Raw genomic sequence first — 21,982 nt, forward strand, 5'->3', positions numbered from 1 at the left:
AGTGCTGCTTATTTGGCAGCCCAGGCGTTGAAGCGTTGTTCCAGTTGCTCACCGTTATCGGCCCAGAAGCTGACGTCGATCTGCACCTGATTTTTGATGTTTTCAGGCGCGGTCGGCATGTCTGGCTGCACGGCTTCAGGCAGCAAGGGCATCGCCGCCTTGTTCGCCGGGCCGTAGGCGATGTTTTGCGAGTACGTGCTCTGTTGCTGAGGTTGCAGCGTGAAGGCCATGAACTTCTTGGCCGCTTCTGCTTTGTCTTTGTTCAGACCTTTAGGAATGGCCCACGCGTCAAAGTCATAAATCCCGCCGTTCCACACAATCTTCAGGTTGCTTTCTTTCTGCACGGCGGCAATCCGGCCGTTGTAAGCCGAGCTCATTACCACGTCACCCGAGGCCAGGTACTGCGGTGGCTGTGCGCCGGCTTCCCACCATTGAATGCTGGGTTTGAGCTCATCGAGCTTTTTGAATGCCCGGTTCTGGCCGTCTTTGCTCGCCAGTACCGTGTAAACGTCTTTGGGTGCAACGCCATCGGCCATCAGCGCGAATTCCAGCGTGTACTTGGCGCCTTTACGCAGCCCGCGTTTGCCCGGAAAGGTCTTGGTGTCCCAGAAGTCAGCCCAGCTCGTCGGCGCCGTTTTCAGCTTGTCGGCGTTGTAGGCCATCACAGTGGACCATACAAAGAAGCCCGCGCCACACGCTTGAATCGCCCCAGGGACGTACTGGTCAGAATTACCAAACAGCGCTGGGTCCAATTGCTCGAACATGTCTTCGTCACAACCACGGGACAACTCTGGCGATTCAACTTCTACCAAATCCCAAGAGATGCTTTTGGTGTCGACCATCGCTTTGATTTTGGCCATTTCACCGTTGTATTCACCGGCGATGATTTTGCCGTCACCTTTGGCTTCCCAAGGGGCGTAAAACGCTTTGACCTGAGCCGCTTTGTTCGCGCCGCCAAACGACACCACTGTCAGATCCGTTGCAGCCATCGCATTGGCCGCACACATAAGACCCACACTCAGGGCCGTGAACTTAAGCATTTTCATTGTTGTTCTCCACTAGGGTTGGTGAAGCCGGGGCGATTAATTCGCCTCTAAGAGAGGGTCCAGCGCGCGTACATGTTCGACCTGCCAGCCCAGCGGCACGACATCGCCAACGGCCAAGGCCGGGTCCAGCTCAGCAATGGGCTGTTTTACAAAAAAGTCGTTTTTGCCACAGACTTCCAGGCGCAACCGAACGTGGTCGCCCAGGTAGATAAATTCTTCCACACGCCCCGAAAAACGGTTCACGCACGACTCGCTGTGACCATTGAGGCTCACCCGCTCCGGGCGAATGGATAAAGTCACCGGATCACCCGTGCGGCCCACATTCACCGCCAGCGCCTGTACTTTTTCACCGCGGCTCAGCTCAACCACACAGCGCTCGCCGTCCTGACTGAGCAGGCGGCCATTGAGGCGGTTGTTTTCGCCGATGAAGTTAGCCACAAAGGTATTTTTCGGTTCTTCGTACAAGCAACGGGGCGGCGCGATTTGCTGGATTTCGCCTTGATGGAATACCGCAACGCGGTCTGACATGGTCAGTGCTTCGCCCTGATCGTGGGTCACATACACCACCGTGACGCCCAAGCGCTGGTGCAGGTGTTTGATCTCCATCTGCATGTGTTCGCGTAACTGTTTGTCCAATGCGCCGAGCGGCTCATCCATCAGCACCAATTGCGGCTCGAACACCAGCGCCCGCGCCAGTGCAACCCGCTGTTGCTGACCACCAGAAAGTTGCGCCGGGTAGCGCTGCGCAAAAGCATCGAGCTGCACCATGCTCAACACACGCTTGACGCGTTCACTGATGTCAGTTCGGTTTAGGCCGCGCACTGATAACGGAAACGCCAGGTTTTCGGCCACCGTCATGTGCGGGAACAGTGCGTAGTTCTGAAACACCATGCCGATATCGCGCTTGTGCGGCGGCACGTTGTTGATCGAGCGGCCGGCCAGCAAAATCTCACCTGCTGTCGGCGTTTCAAAACCCGCCAGCATCATCAAACTGGTGGTTTTGCCCGAACCGGAAGGGCCGAGCAAGGTCAGGAACTCGCCTTTGCGAATATCCAGATTGAGATCTTTGACGATCAAGTTCTCGCCGTCGTAGCTCTTTTGCACACCACGAAAGCTGACCAACACATCACTCGCCCCAGCGCTTGCACCGACCTCACTCATAGCCACACCTTTTGTTTTGGACTGCCGTGGCCCAAGACTAAAGAAGCTGCCAGCCCGCAGAAATCGGGGCGCAGGAGAGATTCACATCAGGAGGTTGGAAGGGTTGGTGTAGGGATCGCCCTACAGCAATGTCGCGAATAGAACACTCATTTGCATCAAGCCTCGCAACAAGGCAGAGGCTGGTCATAAAACTGTCGTAAACAGGCAAGCTCGGAAACGTAGCCGTCGCGAATCAGACAGGGCGTCGGTTAGAGCAATTTATGTTCCATCGCGTATTTCACCAGTTCAGCCAGCGAGGTGACGTTGAGCTTTTGCATCAGTCGCGCTTTGTGGGTGCTGATGGTTTTACTGCTCAGTGCCAGTTGCTGGGCAATGTCGTTGACGTTGACGCCCTGCGCCAATCGTTCAAACACTGAAAACTCCCGCTCGGAAAGCAAGGCATGCAGTGGACGGGCATCGGTCAAGCCCACTTCAAACACCATACGATCCGCCAGATCCGGGTCGATATAGCGCCCACCCGCTGCGACTTTGCGGATGGCCGTGAGCAACAGTGCCGGGTCGCTGTCTTTGGTCGCGTAACCCGCCGCCCCAAACTTCAACGCTCGGGCAGCCATTTGTGCTTCGTCGTGCATCGACAGCACCAAAATCGCCGGTGGGTTGTTCAGGGCGCGAATCCTGGGAATGGCTTCAAGGCCATTCACGCCCGGCATCGAAATATCCAGCAGCACCACTTCACACGGAACATGGCGCAAGGTCTCAAGCAGTTGCTCACCATTGCTCGCCTCACCCACCACCAGCAGGTCTTTGGCCAGGCCGATCAGTTGTTTGATGCCCTCACGCACGATGGTGTGGTCTTCCGCTACCAGTACACGAATCACGTCTATGTCCTCATCAAAGATCACTAAAGGGCTTGGCGCAAAGGCACCCGCACACTCAAGGTTGTGCCTTCTCCAGGCTCGCTGTGCAGGGACAACGTGCCACCCAACATCAACACCCGCTCGCGCATTCCCACCAGACCAAAGGAGGTCGGGCGCCCAGACGCGGGGACAAAACCCTGGCCATCGTCACTGATGCTCAGGCACAGCTCATGACCTTCAACGCTCAAGGTCAATTCAACGGTTTGCGCCTGAGCGTGACGCATTACGTTGGTCAGGGCCTCCTGCAAAATCCTGAACAACCCCACTTCCTTGGCTGCACTCAGCGGCGGCAAGTGTTCCGGCACCCGAACCAGACACGGGATTTGCGTTCGCGCTTCAAAACGATGAGCCTGCCACTCGATAGCCGAACTGATGCCCGCGTCCAAAATCGGCGGGCGTAATGCTGTGGCCACATCCCGCACCAGTTGAAATAACTGGGCGATCAGTTTTTTCATGCTGTTAAGTCGCTCACGCAACCCTGGATCAAGCTCGGCATACGCCAGCTCGCACATCGACGTTTCTAGCTTGAGCACCGTCAACATCTGACCCAGTTCGTCGTGTACTTCGCGGGCGATGCGAGCCTTTTCTTCTTCGCGCACGCTTTCAAGGTGCGCCGACAGTTCTCGCAATTGCCCCCGCGAACTGTCCAGCTCCAACTCGATGCGCTTGCTCTCGCTGATATCCCAGACGATGCCATCCCACACAACAGTGCCATCTTCTAGCCGACGGGTAATGGCCTTGATTTCGGCCCAGCGCTGCTGACCTTGACGGGTCAAAATCCGCCCCTGCCACGACCAATCACTGTCGCTGTCCAGCGCCATGTCTTGCACGCGATGGTAATCCGCCCTGTCATCCGGGTGTACCAAGCTGCGTAGTCCCACCTCATGCCGACGCAATGTAGCGGGCGAGTAGCCCGCCAAACTTTCACTGCCTTCACTGATGTAAGGAAAATCCAGCTCACCAGTCAGTAACGAGCGCTCAAGACGAAAGACCAAGCCCGGAACGTTGGCAGCAATGCCTTGCAGACGCGCATCGCTTTCTTGCAAAGCAGCCTGCACCTGACGGCGCTCAGTGATGTCATTGAGGTAAACCACCAAGTACTCGGCAGCTTGAAAGCGCAAAAAGCTCAAGGTCACATCTGCTGGAAACTCACTGCCATCAGCGCGAATGCAGTGGGTTTCGATACGCTGCGCGCCGTCTTCGCTGGCGCGCGCGCGCTTCCACAAGCTCAGCCAGCGATCCATGCTCAAGCCCGGCTCAAAGCTGCTTAATGGTCGTTCCAGTAACCCGCCCGCTTTATAGCCGAGCATGTCCTCCGCGGCGCGGTTGGCGTAGCGCACGTGGCTGTCCCAGTTCACCCACAAAATACCCACCGGGCTTTGGTCGATTGAAAACTGGGTCAGCCGCAACGCCTCAGCGCTAGCGGCGCGCAGCGCAATATCTTCTCGCGCGCCGAGCAGCGCACTCTCCAATGAGGTTTGCTGGCGCCGCTGCCAATACACAATTGCCATGCTGGCCAGCAGCAACGCACCGATCAACACACTCAGGTTTTGCCAAAAACTTGGCGACGGTCCCGCATGCGGGTATTTGGGTTGCAACCAACGACTGTGCAGTTGCTCCATGTCCCGCGCCGGGATCGCATGCAGCCCTCGCTCAACGATGGCGGCCAACTGCGGCCAGTCACGTCGAGTGGCGACGCGCAGCAGTTGCGGCAAACCAATATCACCGACAACCGCCAACCCCGCGAACTCGGGCTCGATCGACAAACGACTGAGTTGAGCTTCGTCGATCACCGCATAAGTTGCTTGCTGGCTCAGCAACAGTTGCAGGGCCTGACGCTCAAGCGGCACGCCCTGCAAGTTGAGGCCTGGGTAACTGCTGTGTAAAAAGTCTGCCGTGGCACTGGGCATGCGCACTGCAACACGGGTCTGGCTGTTCACCTGCTCCAAATCAACAGAGCCCGTGCCATCTCGCACGCCCACCACCAATTGCGGCACACGCATGTAAGGGTCAGAAAACTGCCACAGCCGTAAACCTGCCGGGGTTTGAGTCAGGCCCGGCACCCAGTCAATTTCACCTCGGCGGGCAGCCTGTTCCAGCTGCTCCAGATCAGGGTAATTACGCCAGATCAGCTCAACATTCAGCGCCTGCGCCAACCACTTCATGAGCTCAACATTGGCCCCCGATAACTGCTGCAAACGTTGGTCGAACTTGGCATAGGGGGCTTGCAACACAAGCCCTACACGCAGGGTTTTGTGCTGCGCCAGCCACTGTTGCTGCTCAGTGGTCAATTGCGCCGCAGGCACGGGCTGCGCACTGACCATCAAGGGCAGCCACAACCAGCCGATAACTAACAGATAGCAAAAACGTATCATCTGAACGCTCACACCCTGACAAATACTGACCAACCCATTAGGCTGCCGGGATTACTTCTGGCCTGGAATAACTGATGTCTTCTTACTCTCTGGCAGTGCCAGCTTTGTGCCTGTCGCTGATGTTGCCTTGTGCCTTACCAGTGCTAGCAGCTGATCCGGCCCCAGCTGACGAACCCGCTAAAACCGAGCCAGTGGTGCGCCAACCGCTGCTTGAACGCAGCCAGGAAGACGCCACCGCACTTGAGCGCCAACTGCCGCAACACGAGCAACAACAGCTGCAAGCAGGCGACGACAACTTTCTCGCGCTGTGGAAGCCTGCCAACAGCAGCGACCCGGCAGGCGCGGTGATTATCGTCCCCGGCGCCGGCGAAACAGCTGATTGGCCGCAAGCCGTTGGGCCTTTGCGCAACAAGCTACCTGACGCCAATTGGGCCAGCCTGAGCCTGAGTTTGCCTGATATGCAAAGCGAAGCCAGCCAGGCTCGGGTGGTCGAGCCGCAAAAAGCACCCACGCCAGAAGCGCCAGACAGTAGCAGTAAAGAAGCCAGCACCACAGCCAAACCCATCGAGCAAGCGGCCAGTGCTGAAGCAGAAAGTGCAGGCGCGAACACCACCCCGACTCAAACATTTGAAGAAATGAGCAAAGCGGATGCCGAGCGTATTTTTGCCCGTATTGATGCAGCGATAGCGTTCGCTCAACAACAAAACGTGCGCAGCCTTGTTTTGCTAGGCCACGGCACAGGTGCCTATTGGGCGGCACGCTATATCAGCGAAAAACAGCCGCCACAGGTGCCAAAGTTGATCATGGTTGCCGCACAAACGCCCGCACAGGCACAAGCCGATTTGAGCCAACTGACCCCGAGCCTCAAAGTTGCACTGCTGGACGTTTACTACAAAGACAAGGCGCTGGCGCGCAAGGCCGCCTTGCAACGGCTGCAAGCCAGCAAGCGGGTTAATGGTGCGAATTTCAATCAACTAGGGTTGGCCGCCATACCGGGCAATCGCGATGCCGAACAAGAGCAACTGTTGCGCCGTGTTCGCGGCTGGCTCAGCCCTCAGCCTGTGGATAAGTAAGCGTCAACAGCGCGCGGTTAAAATCCGCGCTGCTGGCGAATCAGGGCGTAAGCGTGATGCAACTCACGGGTTTTTTCTGTGGCCTCACGCACTTGCGCCGGGCTGGCACCACTGCCTGCGACTTTGTCGGGGTGATGACGGCTGAGCAAACGTCGATACGCGCGTTTGATCTGCGCCGGATCGCTGCTGTGCGTCACGCCCAGCAACGTCAGCGACTCTTGATAAGTGCCGCCGTAAGTTGCCAACGGCTTTTTGTGCGCCTGGTAATCAGCGCCCAAGGCCTGAATCTGTTGCGGCGTCCAGCCCAGCCAACGCCCCCAAAGCACGATCAAGTCGTGCTCTTCTGGGTCAACCCGGCCATCGGCAACCGCCATTCGCCAACACGCACGCAACACACCTTCGGCTGCATGCGGCTGGGCTTTTAAACGCCGCAGATAGCCACGAAGCGAGTCATTACCAGACTTGCCGCGATTAAATGCGCCAATGGCCCGCTTCTGCGCCGGGGCGCTCATGTCGAGCAAGCGCATTTCGTATCGCGCTTGCTCAATATGTTTGTCCACCACGCGTCCGCCGCTTTTGGCCAGACGGCCTAGCAACACGAACAGCAGTTCATCGTTGCGCAACACAGCGCGACCGCCTAAACGCTCGCGCAAGTGTGCCCAGCTCTGTAGTTGCAAGCGACGATCCAGCGCCTGCCCCAAGAGAGCACCGAGTATGGCCCCTGGAATATGGGCAATCAAAAAGCCCGATCCTGCACCAACCAGAGTCCCAAGCCACAGCATGTTAGTGGGCGCTCGCGATCAACGACTCAACCTCAGCCAAGCGCTCATGCGTCCCCACATCCACCCAATGCCCTTGCAAACGCTCTCCTGTTACCCGGCCTTTGGCCATGGCTTGACGTAATAAAGGTGCCAGCTTGAACGCCCCGGCCTGCGCGCCTTCAAACAACGCAGGGCTAAGCACGGCGATACCGCTGTAAGTCAGGGTGTCGACACCCGGCTCTGCGTCTCGAACGTGTTCAGCACTCAGGCAAAAATCACCCTTTGGATGATGCGCCGGGTTGTCCACCAGCACTAAATGCGCCACCCCGTTTAAAGGCTGACGCAACCGCTCAAAATCGTAGTCGGTCCAGATATCACCGTTCACCACGACAAACGGGTTATCGCCCAGCAATGGCAATGCTTTAAAAATTCCGCCGCCGGTTTCCAAAGGCTCGCCTTCAGCGGAGTACTGAATCTTGACCCCAAAGCGCGAACCATCACCCAAGTGGTCTTCAATTTGCTGACCCAGCCATGCGTGATTGATCACTATGTCGGTAAAACCTGCCGCCGCCAGTGCGCGCAGGTGGAACTCGATCAAGGGCACACCGCCTGCCCTGATCAACGGTTTTGGGGTGTGCAACGTCAGCGGCCGCAAGCGCTCGCCTTTGCCTGCGGCCAGAATCATCGCTTTCATACAGTGGCCTCGGCAGGCTCGCGAAGGCTGGTAATCAGCTCACCCAATTCAGCCAGCTCAGGGCGGCGCGCCAATACCGCTTCTATATAAGAGAAGAAACGCGGCACGTCGGCCAGGTAACGAGGCTTTCCATCCCGATGACAGATGCGGGCAAAAATACCGATCACTTTCAAATGACGCTGCACGCCCATCAGATCACTGGCACGCAAGAAGTCCTGAAGGACGGGCTGCACCGGAATGGCCAAATGCCGGGCGTTTTCCCAGTAATTGCTTAACCACTGCAACACCCGCTCTTCAGGCCAGCTGAGAAACGCGTCCTTGAACAGACACGTAATGTCGTAGGTTACTGGGCCATACACAGCATCCTGAAAATCCAGCACGCCGGGATTCGGGATGCTCAGCATCAGGTTGCGCGGCATAAAGTCGCGGTGCACCAACACTTTTGGCTGCTCCAGAGCACTGACGATCAAAACATCACTGACCCGCTGCCAAAGCGCCTGTTGCTGCTCATCAAGTTCAATGCCCAAGTGGCGGCGGATGTACCACTCCGGGAACAGCTCCAGCTCTCGGCGCAGCAAAGCCACGTCATAGCTAGGCAGGTCGGCGTCCATTGGCAATTGCTGAAAGGCCAACAGCGCTTCAATGGCATCGTCAAAAAGCTCATCGGCGTTGTCATCATTAATAACGTCGAGAAAGGTTTTATTGCCCAAATCGTTGAGCAGCAAAAATCCACGCTCAAGGTCTTGAGCATAAATTTTCGGCACATTTATGGTGCTGGTGCGCAGCAATTGGGCGATATCGACGAAAGGTTTGCAGTTTTCCTGGGGCGGTGGCGCGTCCATGACGATAAAACTGCGGCCTTCGCCGTCCCAGCGAAAATAGCGACGAAAACTGGCGTCACTACTGGCCGCAGTCAACGTGGCCGGGGGTACAGTGCCCCAACCTTCATTCGCAAACAGGATAGCCAACTGCTCATCGAGCCAAACTTTCAGGTGTTGCAAGCGTACATCTTGGTCAGGCATTACAAGGGTCTCCGACGGCGCTAGCCGTCAAGCGGGTCATGCTTTATTATCCAGCATCTTTTCCAGACCATCGAGAGGCGTGCGGTCCCCCACCGCGGGCTGATGGCACGCAGGAAGCCCGGACTAATAAGATGGCATTGAAATCCCCCGCGTTTCGTAAAAAATTTCCGTTGCTGGTAACCGGCAGTTTGCTGGCCATGCAACCTTTAGCCACGCCTTTCGCTGTTGCCGAGGAGCAGTATGACTGTTCCGTGTCGGCTACGGGCGGCTGGGATTGCGCACCCAAAGCGACGACGGCGCAATTGCCCCCTCGCCCGGTGCACAACGATGGCTCGGTAGGCGCCAGCGGCGAAACCGCCGAGCAAGTCGCTCAGGCTCCGCTGGTGACCGAAGCCAAAGGCCGTGGGCTCAAGGCGCGCAGTGCTGATTACAGCCACCTTGACTGGGTGCCGCGCGACAAACTGACCCCTGCGCAACTGGCCGAAACCGGCCCGTATTGCTCTGGCGGTTATGTTGAGCCCACCCGTCCGGGCATGAACGACACCACCAGCAAAAGCGATGCACCGACCTTCATCGGCGCTAAAGCTTCGCGCTATCAGCAGGAAGAGCAGATCGCAACGCTGGCCGGTGACGTCGTTATGCGTCAGGGCAGCATGCAGATCGAAGCCGACGAAGCGAGCCTGTATCAGGCCGAAAACCGGGGCGAGCTCAATGGCAAGGTCCGCCTGCGCGACAACGGCGCACTGATCGTCGGCGACCACGCTGATGTACAGCTGGACACCGGCGCGGCCAAAGTCGACAACGCTGAATACGTATTGCACAAGTCGCGCATTCGCGGCAGTGCGCTGTACGCCAAACGTGCTGAAAACGCGGTCATCCGTCTCAAGGATGGTACGTACACCACGTGCGAGCCGAACAGCAATGCCTGGCAGCTCAAGGGCAACAACATCACGCTCAACCCTGCTACCGGTTTTGGTACAGCGACCAACGTGACGTTGCGGGTTAAAGACATCCCGATCTTCTACACCCCGTACATCTACTTCCCGATCGACGATCGCCGTCAGTCCGGTTTCCTGCCGCCGTCCTTCAGCAGCAGCACCGACACCGGCTTTATGCTCGTGACCCCGTACTACTTCAACCTGGCACCCAACTACGATGCCACGTTGTACCCGCGTTACATGACCAAGCGTGGCTTGTTGATGGAAGGCGAATTCCGCTACCTGACAGAGTCCAGCGAAGGGCAGTTAGGTGCGGCGTACCTGAACGACGACAACGACGATCGCAAGCGTCAGACCGACTACACCGACAAGCGCTACCTGCTCAACTGGCAGCACAAAGGCGGCTTGGATTCGCGCATCCTGACTGAAGTTGACTACACCAAAATCAGCGACCCGTATTACTTCCAAGATCTGGAAAGTGACCAAATTGGCGTTGAAAACCGTAGTTACCTCAACCAGCAGGGCTCTGTCAGCTATCGCGGCGATACCTACACCGCCAAGCTGAATGCGCAAGCCTATCAAATGGCCACCATCACTCAGGTGACGCCTTACAACAAGCTGCCACAACTCACACTGAATGGTGCGCTTCCGTATCACCCAAGCGGGCTGAATTTCAACTACAACACTGAGTTGGTTCGGTTTGATCGTGACTTGGAAACTGGCGACTTTATCAACGAAGATGGCACCACTGCTCGCCGTTTAGATACCAACGTTAAAGGTCTGGCTCGCGCCAACGGCACGCGCCTTAACCTTAAGCCAGGTGTCAGCCTGCCGCTCAACTGGAGCTACGGCTACCTGACACCATCGCTCAAGTACATGTACACGCAGTACGATCTTGATCTGGATAGCAAAGGTAAAGAAACTTTACTTGCTGGCCAGAAATTCAACAGTACGCAAACTCGCAGCGTTCCAATCGCCAGCGTAGACGGCGGCCTGTACTTCGACCGCAACACCCAGTGGTTCGGCACCAACTACCGCCAAACTCTGGAACCGCGTGCGTTCTACCTGTATGTGCCTGAGCGTGACCAACAGGACATACCGGTATTCGACACTGGCGAAAGCACCTTCAACTACTCCTCGCTGTGGCGTGAGAACCGCTTCTCTGGCTCCGACCGTGTGGGCGACGAGAACAAGCTGTCCTTGGGTGTGACCAGCCGCTGGATTGAAGACAACGGCTTTGAACGTCAACGCATCAGCGTCGGCCAGGCTTACTACTTCAAAGATCGCAAGGTTCAACTGCCAGGTATTTCTGACAACCGTCAGGACTCAACCGCCAGTGTGTCGCCGTATGCCGTGGATTATGCCTATCGCTTCAACCGCGACTGGCGTGCCACCGCTGACTACAACTGGGATCCGGACACCCACAGCCCGCGTTCGGGCAGTGCGATGATGCACTACCAGCCAGAAGACAACCCAAGTAAGGTGGTCAACGCCGGCTTCCGTTATCGTAACGACCAGATCCGCTACGACCAGTACACCGGTCAGTGGGTTGTGGGCGGTGGTGACTACGGCACCAAAGGCCAGCCGGGCTACATCAAGGACTACTACAAGATCAAGCAGCACGACTTCTCGGTTATCTGGCCGGTTGTGCCGCAATGGAACGTGATCAGCCGCTGGCAGTATGACTACAACCGCAACCGCACTCTGGAAGCCTTCGGTGGTTTCGAGTACGACAACTGCTGCTGGAAGCTGCGTCTGATCAGCCGTTATTGGGTTTCCAACGACGAGTACACCCAGGAAGCCCCGGAAAACGAAAAGGGCGACCATGGTCTCTTCCTTCAAATTGTGCTGAAAGGTCTCGGTGGCGTTGTTGGCACCAAAGTAGAGAGCTTCCTCGACAAAGGCATCCAAGGTTATCGTGAACGTGAAGATCAAGCTTTCTGAGTGTCTGCGCCCGCTAATGCTGGGCGCGTTGTTCCTGGGCACTGCCGCTAACGCGGCAGTTCAACCTCTGGATAAAGTGGTGGCCATCGTCGATAACGATGTGATCATGCAGAGCCAACTGGACCAGCGTGTCCACGAAGTTCAGCAGACCATCGCCAAGCGTGGCCAAGGCGTACCGCCTGCCAGCGTGCTGGATCAGCAAGTGCTTGAGCGTCTGATCGTCGAAAACCTGCAATTGCAGCTCGGCGAACGCGCTGGCATTCGCATCACTGACGAAGAGCTGAATCAAGCCATCGGCTCCATTGCCCAGCGCAATGGCATGACCATCGAGCAGTTCCGTCAGGCCTTGGCGCGTGACGGCCTGTCTTATGAAGACGCCCGTGAACAGGTGCGTCGCGAGATGATCATCAGCCGTGTTCGCCAGCGTCGCGTGGCAGAACGCATTCAGGTGAGCGAGCAGGAAGTCAAAAACTTCCTCGCCTCCGACCTGGGCAAAATGCAAATGTCCGAAGAGTTCAACCTGGCCAACATCCTGATTCCCACGCCTGAAAGCGCGAACTCAGAAGCCATTCAGAACGCCTATAAGCAAGCTGTAGAGATCTACAACCAGCTTAAAAAAGGCGCGGACTTCGGCCAAATGGCAATCTCGCGTTCAGGCAGTGACACGGCGCTGGAAGGCGGCGACATGGGCTGGCGTAAGGCGGCTCAATTGCCACCTCCGTTTGACCGCATGTTGAGCGAAATGCCAGTGGGCGATATTACTGAGCCCATCCGCACACCGGGCGGCTTCATCATTCTTAAGCTCAATGGCAAGCGCGGTGGCGAGTCGGTGGTTGTGGACGAAGTTCACGTTCGCCACATTCTGCTCAAGCCAAGCGAAATCCGCAGCGAAGCCGCTACCAAAGAGCTGGCAGACAAACTGTACGAGCGCATCACTTCGGGCGAAGACTTTGCCACTCTGGCAAAAACCTACTCCGAAGACCCGGGCTCCGCGCTCAATGGCGGCGACCTGAACTGGGTTAACCCTGATTCGTTGGTGCCTGAGTTCCGCGAAGCAATGGCAGATACCCCGCAGGGCGTACTGTCCAAACCCTTCCAGACCCAATACGGCTGGCATGTTTTGGAAGTCCTTGGCCGTCGCGCCACCGACAGCACCAGCCAAGCTCGCGAGCAACAAGCTATGAACGTCTTGCGTAACCGCAAGTACGATGAAGAGCTGCAAACCTGGCTGCGTCAGATCCGCGACGAAGCCTATGTAGAAATCAAACTGCCTGGCGCCAACTCGCAAGAGAGCACAGACCAGGCAGCACAGTGAAAACCCAGCGTTTTGCACTGACACCCGGCGAACCAGCAGGCATAGGCCCAGACCTGTGCCTGCTACTCGCTTCGCAACGCCAGCCACACCCTCTGATTGCCATTACCAGCCGCGACCTGCTCCTTGAGCGGGCCGCGCAACTGGGCGTGGCAGTCAGTTTGTTGTCGGTCAGCCCCGATCATTGGCCTGACCAACCCGCCCCGGCGGGGAGCCTGTACGTGTGGGACACCCCGCTGAACGCCAAGGTCACTGCCGGTACGCTAGACAAAGCTAACGCTGCTTTTGTGCTGCAAACACTGACCCGTGCCGCCCTTGGCTGTGTGTCTGGCGATTTCGCCGGCATGATCACAGCCCCCGTACACAAGGGCGTGATCAACGAAGCGGGCATCCCGTTTTCTGGCCACACCGAATTCCTCGCTGACCTGACCCACACCGAGCAAGTTGTGATGATGCTTGCCACTCGCGGATTGCGCGTGGCGCTGGTCACCACTCACCTGCCGCTGCGTCAGGTTGCCGATGCAATCACCCCCGAGCGACTGACGCGGGTTACCCGCATTCTGCACGCCGACCTGCAACAAAAATTCGGCATTGCCCAGCCGCGCATCCTGGTGTGTGGGCTCAACCCCCATGCTGGTGAAGGCGGCCATTTGGGCCATGAAGAAATCGACATCATCGAACCAACCCTAGAGCGCCTGCGTAGCGAGGGCATGGACCTTCGTGGCCCGCTGCCTGCCGACACTCTGTTTACCCCCAAATATCTGGAGCACTGCGACGCGGTGCTGGCGATGTACCACGACCAAGGCCTGCCCGTACTGAAATACAAAGGGTTCGGTGCCGCAGTCAACATCACCCTGGGCTTGCCGATCATCCGCACTTCCGTCGACCACGGCACCGCCCTGGATCTGGCGGGCAGCGGCAACGTCGATACCGGCAGCCTGCAAGTCGCCCTGGAAACCGCCTACCAGATGGCCGAGACCCGTATATGAACGAGCAATACCAACACAAGGCGCGTAAGCGTTTTGGTCAAAACTTTTTGCACGATGCTGGCGTTATTGACCGCATCCTGCGTGCTATCAACGCCAAAGCCAGCGACCGTCTGCTGGAAATCGGCCCGGGCCAAGGCGCTTTGACCGAAGGCATTCTGAACAGCGGCGGCCAGCTGGATGTCGTTGAACTCGACAAAGACCTGATCCCGATTCTGAATCAGCAATTCGCGGGCATGAGCAACTTCACCCTGCATCAGGGCGATGCGCTCAAGTTCGACTTCAAGAGTCTCAACGCAGCGCCGCGCACCCTGCGTGTGGTCGGCAACCTGCCGTACAACATCTCGACACCGCTGATTTTTCACCTGTTGAAAAACGCCGAGCTGATCCGCGACATGCACTTCATGCTGCAAAAAGAAGTGGTTGAACGTATGGCCGCAGGCCCGGGCGGCGGTGATTGGGGTCGTTTGTCGATCATGGTTCAGTACCACTGCCGTGTCGAACACCTGTTCAACGTCGGCCCTGGTGCGTTCAACCCGCCGCCTAAAGTTGATTCAGCGATTGTCCGTCTGGTGCCTCACGATGTGTTGCCGCATCCGGCAAAAGACCATCGCGTGCTAGAGCGCGTGGTGCGCGAAGCATTCAACCAGCGTCGTAAAACCCTGCGCAACACCCTCAAAGCCTTGCTCAGCAACGCTGAAATCGAAGCCGCTGGCGTCGATGGCAGCCTGCGTCCAGAGCAACTCGACCTGGCTGCTTTCGTGCGCCTGGCCGACAAACTCAGCGAACAACCCGCCGCCGCACCCGCTGGCGACTGATAGCGAAACAAATACCGGGTACAGGCACAGACTCCACATCTGGCCTAGTACCCGTTACTTGGCCTAGACTCAGCCATCAGTTTTATCCCGAACTGTGTCTCCGCTTTCAAGTAGGCCTTTCGCATGTCCGATCCCCGCTATCTGGTCGACGTCAGCGTCGTCACCCGTTACCTGCCAGAACAATCCCAACCCGAACATGATCGTTACGCCTTCGCCTATACCATCACCGTGAAAAACAACGGCTCGCAACCTGCGACGTTGCTGTCCAGACACTGGGTGATTACTGACGGCGATGGCCATGTTGAAGAAGTTCGCGGCTCAGGGGTCGTAGGGCAGCAACCCTTGATCGAGCCCGGCGAGCAATACACCTACAGCAGCGGCTCGGTGATCACTACCAAAGTGGGCACCATGCAAGGCAGCTACCTGATGCACGCCCTCGACGGCAACGACTTCAAAGCCATCATTGCGCCCTTCCGCCTTGCCGTACCCGGAGCGTTGCACTAATGGCGGTGTATGCCGTTGGCGACCTGCAAGGGTGCCTGCAACCACTCAAGTCTCTACTGGCGCGAGTCGCTTTCGACCCAGCCAAAGACAGGTTATGGCTGGTAGGTGATCTGGTTAATCGAGGGCCGGAGTCGCTCGAAACCCTGCGCTTTCTGTACCGCATGCGCGAATCGCTGGTGTGTGTGCTGGGCAATCACGACCTGCACCTGCTGGCGGTGGCCAGTAATATCGAACGCCTGAAAAAAGGCGACACCCTGCGCGAAATCATTCAAGCCCCCGATGCTCAAGAGCTGCTGGACTGGCTGCGCCAACAAAAGCTGCTGCACTATGACGCCGAGCGCAACACCGCGTTAGTGCACGCGGGCATTCCGCCACAGTGGACACTAAAAAAAGCACTCAAGTGCGCCGCTGAAGTTGAACACGCACTGCGCGACGATAACCTCTACGGCCCTTATCTGGACGGCATGTACGGCAATGAGCCCAGCAAGTGGGATAGCGACCTGACAGGTGTTGCTCGCCTGCGGGTGATTACAAATTATTTCACTCGCATGCGCTTTTGCACCCGCGAAGGCAAACTCGACCTTAAGAGCAAAGAAGGCGCAGACACCGCCCTGCCCGGCTACGCGCCTTGGTTCACATACAAAGACCGCAAAACCCAAGGCCTGAAAATCATCTTCGGCCATTGGGCAGCCCTAGAAGGCAAGTGCGACGAGCCCGGCATCTTTGCTCTGGACACGGGCTGTGTCTGGGGCGGTGCGATGACGCTGCTCAATGTCGACACGGGGCAACGCCTGTGCTGTGACTGCGACGACCTTGGTTTCGCCGCCCCTGCTACTCAACCCCATTCTTCCCAATCGTTGGATGCCCGTTAACGCGCACCCGTTATCAGGCAAAAGGAAACTCCCATGACCGAATTCAAACGCATCCCCCCCGAGCAAGCCCAAGCCCTTCGCGAACAAGGCGCTGTAGTGGTCGACATCCGCGACCCTCAGGCTTTTGCAGCCCTGCACATCAGCGGCGCAAAACATTTGGACAACCACTCCCTGCACGACTTCATCACCCATGCGGATCTCGACGCGCCATTGATCGTTGCGTGCTATCACGGCAACTCCAGCCAAAGCGCAGCCGCCTACTTGGTCGGCCAAGGTTTCAGTGAGGTCTACAGCCTGGATGGCGGCTTTGAGTTGTGGCGTGCGACTTATCCGAAAGAAACATCCAAAGGTACAGCCGAATAATTTTTTATCTCCCCCAAGCCCGCGTGATCAGCGGGCTTGCGCCCTACCTGACCAACGGTCAAACCGAACAAATTTCGCATCTCGCCTTGACCTCCCTGATTACCAACTATCCTTAAGCGCAGGCCATCCGAATCTGGGGAGAGCCGGTACACCGGCGTATGGATCATCGGTAGTAACTTCAAGGGGTTAGCCACCTTGATGGTGTCCTGGGGGGTACACAGCAACTGCATGGTTGCTGCATGCCAGCACTCGAACTGACCGATCTGTCGCCGGCTCCACGTATCGAGCGAGGTGACGTCATGAGTATTTTTAGCCACTTCCAACAACGCTTTGAATCCACACGCCAAGAAGAGCTCACGCTCCAGGAATACCTTGAGCTGTGCAAACAAGACAAAAGCGCTTATGCCTCCGCTGCCGAAAGGCTGCTACTGGCCATTGGTGAACCCGAACTACTGGACACCTCGACCAACTCTCGGTTATCGCGCATTTTTTCCAACAAGGTAATTCGTCGCTATCCGGCCTTTGAAGACTTTCATGGAATGGAAGAATGCATCGACCAGATCGTGTCTTACTTCCGCCACGCGGCGCAGGGCCTGGAAGAGAAAAAGCAAATCCTCTATCTGCTCGGCCCCGTCGGCGGCGGCAAGTCGTCGCTGGCTGAAAAACTCAAACAACTGATCGAAAAAGTCCCCTTCTACGCCATCAAGGGCTCGCCGGTGTTTGAGTCGCCTCTGGGCCTGTTCAATGCCACCGAAGATGGCGCGATTCTCGAAGAAGACTTCGGCATCCCTAAACGCTACCTGAGCACCATCATGTCGCCGTGGGCCACCAAACGTCTGGCCGAATTTGGCGGCGATATCAGCCAGTTCCGCGTGGTGAAGCTGTATCCCTCGATTCTTAATCAGATCGGTGTGGCCAAAACCGAACCCGGCGACGAGAACAACCAAGACATTTCGGCGCTGGTGGGCAAGGTTGATATCCGAAAACTCGAAGAATTCCCGCAAAACGACGCGGACGCCTACAGCTACTCGGGCGCTCTGTGCCGGGCCAACCAAGGCCTGATGGAATTTGTCGAAATGTTCAAAGCACCGATCAAAGTGCTGCACCCACTGCTGACCGCCACTCAAGAAGGCAACTACAACAGCACCGAAGGTTTAGGGGCAATTCCTTTTACCGGGATTTTGCTGGCCCACTCCAACGAATCGGAGTGGCACACCTTCCGCAACAACAAGAACAACGAAGCCTTTATCGACCGGATCTACATCGTCAAAGTGCCGTACTGCCTGCGGGTCAGCGACGAAGTGAAGATCTACGACAAACTGTTGTTCAACAGTTCGCTGGCCAAAGCTCATTGCGCGCCAGACACCCTGAAAATGCTCGCTCAATTCACCGTGCTGTCACGCCTTAAAGAGCCTGAAAACTCCAACATCTACTCCAAAATGCGGGTCTATGACGGCGAAAACCTTAAAGACACCGACCCAAAAGCCAAGTCGATTCAGGAATACCGCGACAGCGCGGGCGTAGACGAAGGCATGAACGGCCTGTCGACTCGTTTCGCGTTCAAAATCCTGTCCAAAGTCTTCAACTTTGACCCGCATGAAATCGCGGCCAACCCCGTTCACCTGCTTTACGTGCTTGAGCAACAGATCGAGCAAGAACAGTTCCAGGCCGAAACCCGCGAGCGTTATCTGCGCTTTCTCAAAGAGTATCTGGCGCCTCGCTACATCGAGTTCATCGGCAAAGAGATTCAAACGGCCTACCTTGAGTCTTACAGCGAATACGGACAAAACATCTTCGACCGCTACGTGCTGTACGCAGACTTCTGGATTCAGGATCAGGAATACCGCGACCCTGAAACCGGAGAGATCCTCAACCGTGTCGCCCTCAACGAAGAACTGGAGAAAATCGAGAAACCGGCAGGCATCAGCAACCCGAAAGATTTCCGCAACGAAATCGTCAACTTCGTGCTGCGCGCCCGTGCCAACAACAATGGCAAAAACCCGACATGGCTCAGCTACGAAAAACTGCGCGTCGTGATCGAGAAAAAAATGTTCTCTAACACCGAGGACCTGCTGCCAGTTATCAGCTTCAACGCCAAAGCGAGCAAAGAGGACCAGCAAAAACACAACGACTTTGTCACACGAATGGTCGAGCGCGGTTACACCGACAAACAAGTACGACTGCTCTCCGAGTGGTACCTGCGGGTCAGAAAGTCGCAGTAACACAGCGACTGGCTTCAAGCCCAAGGCTGCAAGAGAACGCTCGTACCCGCGACGGCCTTCCCTTGCAGCTTGAGGCTTACCACTTGAAGCTCCCCGGAGGGGCCCATGAGCTATGTGATCGACCGACGCCTCAATGGCAAAAACAAGAGCACGGTAAACCGCCAGCGTTTTCTGCGGCGTTACCGTGACCACATCAAAAAGGCCGTCGAAGAGGCCGTAGGCCATCGCTCCATCACTGACATGGAGCATGGTGAACAAATCAGCATCCCGGGCCGCGATATTGATGAGCCCGTGCTGCATCATGGCCGTGGCGGCAAGCAAACCGTGGTTCACCCCGGCAACAAGGAGTTCACCAGCGGCGAACATATTCAGCGCCCTCAAGGGGGAGCGGGTGGCGGTGGTGGGCCTGGCAAGGCGGGCAATTCCGGCGAAGGCATGGATGAGTTCGTATTCCAGATCACCCAAGAAGAGTTCCTCGAATTCATGTTCGAAGACCTCGAACTGCCGAACTTGGTCAAACGCAATCTGACGGGCACAGACACCTTCAAAACGGTGCGCGCCGGCATTAGCAACGAGGGCAATCCGTCCCGGATCAACATCATTCGCACCCTGCGCTCTGCCCACGCACGCCGTATTGCTCTGTCCGGCAGCAGCCGAGCCAAACTGCGAGAGGCAAAAGCTGAACTTGAACGCCTAAAACGCGAAGAACCCGACAATTTCGGCGACATTAAACAGATAGAAGCCGAAATAGAGCGTCTGAGCGCACGCATTCATCGCGTGCCGTTTCTCGACACCTTTGACCTCAAATACAACTTGCTGGTCAAACAACCCAACCCCAGCTCAAAAGCAGTGATGTTTTGCCTGATGGACGTTTCGGGCTCCATGACCCAAGCCACCAAAGACATCGCCAAACGCTTCTTCATCCTGCTGTACCTGTTCCTCAAGCGGAACTACGACAAGATTGACGTGGTGTTTATTCGCCATCACACCAGCGCCCGCGAAGTTGACGAGGAGGAGTTCTTCTATTCACGGGAAACCGGCGGCACCATCGTGTCAAGCGCACTCAAGTTGATGCAGGAGATCATGGCCGAACGCTACCCGACCAACGAGTGGAACATCTACGCCGCACAGGCCTCCGACGGCGATAACTGGAACGACGACTCACCCATTTGCCGCGACATTTTGATCAATCAGATCATGCCGTTCGTGCAGTACTACACTTACGTAGAAATCACCCCACGCGAACATCAGGCTTTGTGGTTCGAATATGAGCGGATCAGAGAGGCTTTTTCCGACACCTTCGCTCAACAGCAACTGGTCTCGGCCGGGGATATTTATCCGGTCTTCCGTGAACTCTTCCAGCGCAGGTTAGCGACATGACCGCCAAAGAGCATAAACGCCACCCCATCTCCACAGGGTCAGAGTGGACCTTTGAGCTGATCCAGGCCTACGACCGCGAAATCGGCCGCCTCGCGGAACGCTATGCGCTGGACACCTATCCCAACCAGATCGAAGTCATTACCGCCGAACAAATGATGGATGCCTACGCGTCTGTAGGCATGCCACTGGGTTACCACCACTGGTCTTACGGCAAACACTTCTTAAGCACCGAAAAGTCCTACAGTCGAGGCCAAATGGGGCTGGCCTACGAAATCGTCATTAACTCAGACCCGTGCATTGCTTACCTGATGGAAGAAAACACCATCTGCATGCAGGCGCTCGTGGTTGCGCACGCGTGCTATGGCCATAACAGCTTCTTCAAGGGCAACTACCTGTTTCGCACATGGACCGACGCCAGTTCGATCATCGATTACCTCGTATTCGCCAAGCAGTACATCATGCAGTGCGAAGAGCGCCACGGCATCGACGCAGTAGAAGACCTGCTCGACTCCTGCCATGCACTGATGAATTACGGCGTTGACCGCTACAAACGGCCCTACCCTATTTCCGCCGAAGAAGAGCGGCGTCGCCAGAAAGACCGCGAAGAGCACCTGCAAAAGCAAATCAATGATCTGTGGCGCACCATCCCTAAAAGCGCTGACAAGTTCAGCGAGAAGGACAACGCTCGCTTCCCTGATGAACCCCAGGAAAACATCCTGTACTTCATCGAAAAACACGCCCCCTTACTGGAGCCGTGGCAGCGCGAAGTGGTGCGTATTGTGCGCAAAATCGCCCAGTACTTTTACCCACAACGCCAAACTCAGGTAATGAACGAAGGCTGGGCAACCTTCTGGCACTACACCTTGATGAACGACTTGTACGACGAAGGCTTGGTGACTGAAGGCTTCATGATGGAGTTCCTCACTTCCCACACCAGCGTGGTGTTTCAGCCCGGCTTCGACAGCCCGTATTACAGCGGGATCAACCCCTACGCACTGGGTTTTGCGATGTACCGCGATATTCGCCGCATCTGCGAGAGCCCTACCGAGGAGGACTATCGTTGGTTCCCGGACATAGCAGGCAGTGATTGGCTATCAAGCATCAAGTTCGCCATGAGCAGCTTCAAGGATGAGAGTTTTATCCTGCAATACCTGTCGCCCAAGGTTATCCGTGACCTCAAACTGTTCAGCATCATGGACGATGATCAAAAGGACGATTTACTGGTGCCCGCTATTCATGACGAAAACGGCTACCGCATCATTCGTGAAACGCTGGCTGCGCAGTACAACTTGGGCAATCGAGAGCCAAACGTACAAATCTGGAGCATCGACCGCCGAGGTGACCGCTCCCTGACCCTTCGCCACCAGCAACATGACCGCAAACCACTGGGCGACTCCACTGACGAGGTACTCAAGCATCTGCACAGGTTGTGGGGTTTTGATATCCACCTCGAAACCCTCCAGGGCGATCAGGTGATGAAGGTCCACCATGTACCCCCTAAAGGCGAACATGGTGACGGGGACTATGGACGACTGGATCTGTCAGCCATCCATTTGTAATCACGCCAGCCTCCGTTTTGATAAGACAAGGGTTA

The 21,982-nt window shown here is 56.7% G+C and carries 18 protein-coding genes; 11 read left to right on the forward strand and 7 right to left on the reverse strand.

What is annotated here, in order from left to right; all coding sequences use genetic code 11:
* Window positions 1-8: 8 nt before the first annotated feature.
* The 4 genes from ACZRJQ_RS20110 to ACZRJQ_RS20125 all read right to left on the reverse strand — a co-directional run bounded on the left by ACZRJQ_RS20110 (window position 9) and on the right by ACZRJQ_RS20125 (window position 5,499).
* On the reverse strand, window positions 9-1,046 hold the full coding sequence (locus ACZRJQ_RS20110) for an ABC transporter substrate-binding protein (RefSeq protein WP_463980056.1): 1,038 nt from the start codon (window positions 1,044-1,046) through the stop codon (window positions 9-11).
* A gap of 36 nt (window positions 1,047-1,082) precedes the next feature.
* Window positions 1,083-2,207, reverse strand: a complete 1,125-nt coding sequence (locus tag ACZRJQ_RS20115; protein ID WP_463980057.1) for an ABC transporter ATP-binding protein — start codon at window positions 2,205-2,207, stop codon at window positions 1,083-1,085.
* A 248-nt stretch (window positions 2,208-2,455) separates the two neighbouring features.
* Window positions 2,456-3,085, reverse strand: coding sequence for a response regulator (locus ACZRJQ_RS20120; protein ID WP_463980058.1), 630 nt, complete (start codon window positions 3,083-3,085; stop codon window positions 2,456-2,458).
* A 23-nt stretch (window positions 3,086-3,108) separates the two neighbouring features.
* On the reverse strand, window positions 3,109-5,499 hold the full coding sequence (locus tag ACZRJQ_RS20125; RefSeq protein ID WP_463980059.1) for a PAS domain-containing sensor histidine kinase: 2,391 nt from the start codon (window positions 5,497-5,499) through the stop codon (window positions 3,109-3,111).
* Window positions 5,500-5,573: 74 nt separating this feature from the next.
* Here ACZRJQ_RS20125 and ACZRJQ_RS20130 point away from each other — a divergent pair, with 74 nt between their 5' ends.
* Window positions 5,574-6,572, forward strand: coding sequence for an alpha/beta hydrolase family protein (locus ACZRJQ_RS20130; protein ID WP_463980060.1), 999 nt, complete (start codon window positions 5,574-5,576; stop codon window positions 6,570-6,572).
* Between the two features lie 17 nt (window positions 6,573-6,589).
* On the opposite strand, the gene ACZRJQ_RS20135 is transcribed toward ACZRJQ_RS20130, so the two are convergent.
* Genes ACZRJQ_RS20135 through ACZRJQ_RS20145 form a run of 3 tightly spaced genes read right to left on the reverse strand, consistent with a single transcriptional unit; the run spans window position 6,590 to window position 9,049 of the window.
* Window positions 6,590-7,354: a TerB family tellurite resistance protein gene (locus ACZRJQ_RS20135; protein ID WP_463980061.1), complete on the reverse strand. Its 765-nt coding sequence runs from the start codon at window positions 7,352-7,354 to the stop codon at window positions 6,590-6,592.
* A 1-nt stretch (window position 7,355) separates the two neighbouring features.
* Window positions 7,356-8,027: an N-acetylmuramate alpha-1-phosphate uridylyltransferase MurU gene (gene murU / locus ACZRJQ_RS20140; protein ID WP_463980062.1), complete on the reverse strand. Its 672-nt coding sequence runs from the start codon at window positions 8,025-8,027 to the stop codon at window positions 7,356-7,358.
* Window positions 8,024-9,049 (reverse strand): aminoglycoside phosphotransferase family protein, encoded by a 1,026-nt coding sequence (locus tag ACZRJQ_RS20145; RefSeq protein ID WP_463980063.1) that lies wholly within the window; start codon window positions 9,047-9,049, stop codon window positions 8,024-8,026. The genes murU and ACZRJQ_RS20145 overlap by 4 nt, the downstream gene beginning before the upstream one ends.
* A gap of 131 nt (window positions 9,050-9,180) precedes the next feature.
* On the opposite strand from ACZRJQ_RS20145, the gene ACZRJQ_RS20150 reads away from it, so the two are divergent.
* From ACZRJQ_RS20150 to ACZRJQ_RS20195, 10 genes are all read left to right on the forward strand, one after another.
* A complete protein-coding gene (locus ACZRJQ_RS20150; protein ID WP_463980064.1) occupies window positions 9,181-11,931 on the forward strand; it encodes an LPS-assembly protein LptD in 2,751 nt (916 codons plus the stop codon).
* Window positions 11,912-13,246 (forward strand): peptidylprolyl isomerase SurA, encoded by a 1,335-nt coding sequence (gene surA, locus ACZRJQ_RS20155; RefSeq protein WP_463980065.1) that lies wholly within the window; start codon window positions 11,912-11,914, stop codon window positions 13,244-13,246. The genes ACZRJQ_RS20150 and surA overlap by 20 nt, the downstream gene beginning before the upstream one ends.
* Window positions 13,243-14,232, forward strand: a complete 990-nt coding sequence (gene pdxA / locus ACZRJQ_RS20160) for a 4-hydroxythreonine-4-phosphate dehydrogenase PdxA (protein ID WP_463980066.1) — start codon at window positions 13,243-13,245, stop codon at window positions 14,230-14,232. Before surA ends, pdxA begins: the two co-directional genes overlap by 4 nt.
* Complete coding sequence (gene rsmA, locus ACZRJQ_RS20165; RefSeq protein ID WP_463980067.1) at window positions 14,229-15,047, forward strand: 16S rRNA (adenine(1518)-N(6)/adenine(1519)-N(6))-dimethyltransferase RsmA; 819 nt, start codon at window positions 14,229-14,231, stop codon at window positions 15,045-15,047. The genes pdxA and rsmA overlap by 4 nt, the downstream gene beginning before the upstream one ends.
* A 123-nt stretch (window positions 15,048-15,170) precedes the next feature.
* Window positions 15,171-15,551 (forward strand): Co2+/Mg2+ efflux protein ApaG, encoded by a 381-nt coding sequence (apaG, locus tag ACZRJQ_RS20170; protein ID WP_463980068.1) that lies wholly within the window; start codon window positions 15,171-15,173, stop codon window positions 15,549-15,551.
* Entirely contained in the window at window positions 15,551-16,423 is an 873-nt protein-coding gene (locus ACZRJQ_RS20175; RefSeq protein WP_463980069.1) for a symmetrical bis(5'-nucleosyl)-tetraphosphatase, read from the forward strand. The genes apaG and ACZRJQ_RS20175 overlap by 1 nt, the downstream gene beginning before the upstream one ends.
* Before the next feature lie 33 nt (window positions 16,424-16,456).
* Window positions 16,457-16,786 carry a thiosulfate sulfurtransferase GlpE gene (gene glpE / locus ACZRJQ_RS20180; RefSeq protein ID WP_463980070.1) on the forward strand — a complete coding sequence of 110 codons (330 nt, stop codon included), beginning with the start codon at window positions 16,457-16,459 and terminating at the stop codon, window positions 16,784-16,786.
* Window positions 16,787-17,085: 299 nt separating this feature from the next.
* Complete coding sequence (locus ACZRJQ_RS20185; protein ID WP_019409846.1) at window positions 17,086-19,008, forward strand: PrkA family serine protein kinase; 1,923 nt, start codon at window positions 17,086-17,088, stop codon at window positions 19,006-19,008.
* A gap of 105 nt (window positions 19,009-19,113) precedes the next feature.
* Window positions 19,114-20,388: a YeaH/YhbH family protein gene (locus ACZRJQ_RS20190; RefSeq protein ID WP_463980071.1), complete on the forward strand. Its 1,275-nt coding sequence runs from the start codon at window positions 19,114-19,116 to the stop codon at window positions 20,386-20,388.
* Window positions 20,385-21,947 carry a SpoVR family protein gene (locus ACZRJQ_RS20195; protein ID WP_463980072.1) on the forward strand — a complete coding sequence of 521 codons (1,563 nt, stop codon included), beginning with the start codon at window positions 20,385-20,387 and terminating at the stop codon, window positions 21,945-21,947. The genes ACZRJQ_RS20190 and ACZRJQ_RS20195 overlap by 4 nt, the downstream gene beginning before the upstream one ends.
* The last annotated feature ends 35 nt before the right edge of the window (window positions 21,948-21,982 follow it).

Source organism: Pseudomonas sp. E315 (assembly GCF_055406205.1).